Below are 4,399 nucleotides of genomic sequence, written 5' to 3'. Positions count from 1 at the left end.
GGGGGGGAGGGGAGGGGGGGTGTAGAGGAGCAAAATACAAAAAAAATAAGGGGAGCACACCGCACCCGCTCGGGGGCACCGGGTCAGGCGTCGCTGCCGGTGAGCACCGGCCGGGCCGCCACCCGGTCCGGGGGCTCGGCGGACCGCTCGGGTGACCGGGGCGGGATCACCAGGCCGGCCATGCCCGTGGTGATCACCGCCATCACCACCATCATGGTGAACATGGACTCGTCGAGGACCCCGAGGGTCACGCCCGCGTTCAGGATGATCAGTTCGGTCAGTCCGCGGGTGTTCATCAGCACGCCGAGCCGGCCGGCGTCCCGGCGGGAGAGGCCGACCACGCGGCCGGCGCCGTAGGCGGCGGTCAGCTTGCCCGCGCAGGCGACGGCGACGATCCCGGCGAGTTCGGCCAGGCCGCTGCCGCCGAGGCGGGTGACGTCGACCGACAGGCCGGTGGCGACGAAGAAGACCGGCGTGAGCAGCGCGGTGATCTGGCCGATCGGGGCGGTCAGGTGCCGGGCCGCCTCGGCCGACAGGCTGCGGGGCATGGCCAGGCCGAAGGCGAACGCGCCGAAGATCGGGTCCAGTCCGATCGCGGCGGTGGCCCAGGCACTGAGCAGGATGCCGGCCACCAGCACCGGCAGGACGTGCCCGGGCAGCGTCTGGTGCGCCTGTGTCCCGTGCGCCGGCGTCCCGGGCGGCTGCTGTGTCCCGTGCACCGGCTGCGTCCGGTGCACCGGCGTCGTGTGCACCGGCCGGAGCAGCACGCGCAGCAGCGGCCGGACGATCCCGGCCAGCACCGCGGCCAGCAGCACCCCGAGCCCGAGCACCCGCAGCAGCGGCGCCGGGCCGTGCGCCGCCGCGATCACCGAGACCAGCACCAACAGGCACCAGGCGATCAGGTCGCCGGCCGCGGCGGCGGACAGCGCCAGCGAGCCGACCCGGGAGCTGCGCAGCCCGAGGTCGGCGACGATCCGGGCCAGCACCGGGAAGGCCGTCACGGCCATCGCCGCGCCGACGAAGAGCAGGAAGGCGAGCGGGTCCACCCGGTGCCCGCCGACCACGTCGTGGCGGGCGTAGAGCAGGCAGGCCAGCCCGGCCCCGCCGACGAAGGGCAGCGCGGTCGCCGAGAGCGAGACCGCCAGCACCTCCCCGGACCGGCGCCGCAAGCCGCCCGGGTCCAGCTCCCAGCCGATCGCGAACATGAAGAGCAGGATGCCGACTTGGGCGATCGCCGCCAGGTCGGCGCGCACGGCGGCCGGGAAGAGCAGCCGTGACGGGTTGCCGGGCAGCCGCCCGAGCAGGCTCGGTCCCAGGGCCAGCCCGGCCAGGATCTCCGCGACCACCGGTGGCTGCCGCAGTCGGCGCAGCAGCGGTTTCAGCAGCGCGCCGAGGACCAGCACCAGGGCCAGGTCGGCGAGGACGAGCACGGCGGGGTTCAGCATGGGCTCCCTAACGGTGCGAGAGGGGTGCCGGGCGGCGCGGCGCCGGGTGACGCGAAGGCGCACGGCGCGCGGCGGTGAGTGCGTGACCCGGGCGGCGCGGTGCGGCGCGGCAGGGCTCACCGGCCCGGCGGCCGTCCGGGGCCGGGCGGAGCGCCGGCTCGTCGTCAGCTACGCGGCTGCCCAGGCCAGTTGACGTCTGCGGTCGCACGGCTCGGGACGAGCGTGGTGCGACAGTGACAGCTTCTCACGCGCCTGACATGCGTCAAGGGCCGCACTGTTCGGCGTCTGCCCAGGTCAGGCCGGGGATTCGCGATCGGACCGAGGATCGGTTTCGGGGCCCGGGTGCGCCCGGTCGGCCGGCATCCGGTCGACCAGCAGCAGGGCGGTGACGCTGCCGGCCTCGGTGATGGTGCCGGCGAGCACCTGGGCGACGGCGTCGGCCAGGCTGCAGCGGTGGACGGTCATGGCGCCCTCGGTCGCGTCGCGGGCGACGGTGCCGGGGGCCAGCCCGGTGGCGAGGAAGAGGTGGGTGGTGGCGGAACTGCTGCCCGGCAGCGGGTGGATGCGGCCGAGCAACTGCCAGTGGGTGGCGCGGGTGCCGGTCTCCTCCTCCAGCTCCCGCCGCGCGGCCGCCTCCGGCGTCTCCCCGGGCTCGACGCCGCCGCCCGGCAGGTGGGGCAGCCGGCTGTCGGTGAGGTAGAACTCGTCCTCCACGATCAGCAGCTGCCCGGTCGCGTCGAGCGCGACCACCCGGACGGCGTCGGCGACCTGGACGTGCTCGTACGCGAACGCGGCGCTGCCCGGCCCGGCGACGGTGTCGCGCAGCAGCCGGATGAACGGGCCCTCGTGCAGCACCTGTCGCTCGTGCAGCGTCCAGCGGGATGCCTCGGTCATGGTGGTCTCCGTCCGGTGGGTGTCGGGCGAGGACATTCTCGACGGTCCGGGTTCCTGACGATCCGGTAGAACGCGTGCTCGGCGCAGGCGGTAGGTTGCTCGGTGCGGGGGCGGTTCGTGCCCCGAGTGGTGTTGCCGTGGTCACGATCGAGGAGTGGGACCCATGACGTTGCTGGTGAACGGTGCTGTGCTGGTGCGCGAGGCGGAGGCCGAGACGCTGAGCTCGGCGCAGTCGGCGATCCGGCTGCTCGCCGACTCCTCGCACACCGGCGGTGCGCTGAGCACCCAGCGGGTCACCCTGGGCGCGGGGGCCAACGGTGCCACCCCGCACCTGCACACCGCCTCCACCGAGCTGTTCTTCGTCCTGGACGGGCGGCTCCAGGTGCTGGCCGGCGACGAGGTGCACACCGCGAACACCGGCGACCTGCTGGTGGTCCCGCCGAACCGGGCGCACGCCTTCGCCGCGGCCCAGGGCTCGCCGGCCGATCTGCTGATCGTCATCACGCCCGGCGTCGAGCGGTTCGACTACTTCCGGCTGCTGGAGCGGCTGGGCCGCGGTGAGGCGACCCTGGAGGAGCTGCTCGCCAACCAGGAGCGCTTCGACAACCACTTCCTGCAGAGCGAGGCCTGGGACGCCGCCCGCGCCTGACGGTCCGTCCGGCGCGCCCCGTCCGGAGTCACGCCGCCGGCTGGACGGCCGTCCAGCCGGCAGCGCCGAACGCGGGGTCGCCCGGGGCGGCGGTCGCCGGCTGGGTGCCGCCGATGACCTGGTTCAGCGCCTGCTACGGGGTGACGATCCATCCGATCAGCGAGACCAGGAAGCAGAGGCCCGCGGCGGCGGCCATCCAGCCGGCGGTGCGCGCGGCGATCCGGCCGAGGCGGTCGGCCCCGCGCGAGCGCCCCAGGCGGTCCGACAGGCCGGGGGCCCAGCTGAGGACGGCGGTGCCCAGGATGAGCAGGCCGCCCACGGCGGCGAGCAACGCGACCAGCATGCCGCCCAGGCGGACGGCCACGGGCAGCACGCCCACCTCGTAGCAGTTGCCGTCGGCCAGGTGCTGGACCGGGAGGGTGGTGCCGCGGTCGTGGGTGGTGTTGGTGAACGCGTTCTCGTCCGCGGCGCCGCCGCCGTCGGGGCGGAAGGTGCCGTAGCAGGAGGTGGCCTTGTGCTTGCCGCTGCCGATCGTGATGCACTCGTCGATGTGGAGGGTGCCCGGGGCGCCCGCCAGGCGGGCGGCGTACGGGAGGTCCTCGGCGAGGCTGATCGTGCCGACCGTGCCGAGGCCGGTCAGGATGACGGCCAGGAAGGTCATCCAGAGGGTCATGCCGATCCGGCCGAGCAGGCTCTTCGGCAGGTCGTTGCTGCGGGTTTCTCTGCGGTCTCTTCGGCCGGCCATCTCGCTACCCCGTTCGTGTGCTGCTGGTCCTCGTTCGGCGGAGCATCATGGCAGAGCCGGGGAACGGCCGGTCAGCCGCCCCCCGGGGAAACCTGCCCCGGGGCGGCTGCCGGAGGACGCAGCACCGCCGGTCTAGCTGCCGGCCGACACGTTCGTGGCGTCCTGCTCGGCGGCGGCGGCGTCCTTGGCCATCTGCTGGACGTCCGCCTGCACGTGCTGGCGGGCCTGGGCGTCGTTCGGGCCGCCGACGCCCTGGCCGTCGCTCGCCAGCTTGGCGACGTCGGCGCTCATCGAGCCGTTGGCGCTCTGCCAGGAGTTCAGCGACGGCGGCACGGTCGAGCCGGCGAACAGGGTGTCGGCCTGCTTGAAGGCGTCCTGGCCCGGCTTGGCGTCGGCCGCGGCCAGCAGCGACCAGGCGTGGAAGGCGGTGGCGCCCGCCTGGCTGCCCCCGTCGAGTGCGGCCACGCCGGCGTTGAACTCGGTCTGGTAGTAGGCGTCGTTGTCGTGCAGGATCGCCGCCGCCTGCTGGCGGGTGGAGGTCGAGGCGACGTGGCCCTCGGGCTGGCCGGGCCCCGCGGCCGCAGGGTGCGTGGCGGCGGGTCCCGACGGCGCGGCGGCGCTGCCCGGGGACTTGGCGGGCGCGCCGGCGGAGGGCGCGGCCGGGGC

General features: G+C 74.8%; 4 protein-coding genes and 1 pseudogene. 1 reads left to right on the top strand and 4 read right to left on the bottom strand.

Going from position 1 to position 4,399, the window contains the following annotated elements; translation table 11 throughout:
* Positions 1-83: 83 nt before the first annotated feature.
* Both ACQRUO_RS34385 and ACQRUO_RS34380 read right to left on the bottom strand, forming a co-directional pair.
* Positions 84-1,445, bottom strand: coding sequence for a cation:proton antiporter (locus tag ACQRUO_RS34385; RefSeq protein WP_428320078.1), 1,362 nt, complete (start codon positions 1,443-1,445; stop codon positions 84-86).
* A 294-nt stretch (positions 1,446-1,739) separates the two neighbouring features.
* Entirely contained in the window at positions 1,740-2,339 is a 600-nt protein-coding gene (locus ACQRUO_RS34380; protein ID WP_428320077.1) for an NUDIX domain-containing protein, read from the bottom strand.
* Between the two features lie 163 nt (positions 2,340-2,502).
* Here ACQRUO_RS34380 and ACQRUO_RS34375 point away from each other — a divergent pair, with 163 nt between their 5' ends.
* The gene (locus ACQRUO_RS34375) at positions 2,503-2,988 is read left to right on the top strand and encodes a cupin domain-containing protein (RefSeq protein ID WP_428320076.1); all 486 of its coding nucleotides are present in this window, start codon (positions 2,503-2,505) and stop codon (positions 2,986-2,988) included.
* Between the two features lie 133 nt (positions 2,989-3,121).
* On the opposite strand, the gene ACQRUO_RS34370 is transcribed toward ACQRUO_RS34375, so the two are convergent.
* Both ACQRUO_RS34370 and ACQRUO_RS34365 read right to left on the bottom strand, forming a co-directional pair.
* Complete coding sequence (locus ACQRUO_RS34370) at positions 3,122-3,733, bottom strand: hypothetical protein (RefSeq protein WP_428320075.1); 612 nt, start codon at positions 3,731-3,733, stop codon at positions 3,122-3,124.
* Between the two features lie 132 nt (positions 3,734-3,865).
* Positions 3,866-4,399: pseudogene (locus tag ACQRUO_RS34365) on the bottom strand (hypothetical protein); the annotation flags it as partial.

The organism is Kitasatospora sp. LaBMicrA B282 (assembly GCF_050325825.1).
Taxonomy (GTDB): domain Bacteria; phylum Actinomycetota; class Actinomycetes; order Streptomycetales; family Streptomycetaceae; genus Kitasatospora.
Note: the sequence above shows the minus strand (reverse complement) of the source record. Positions and strands in the feature narration are given on the sequence as shown.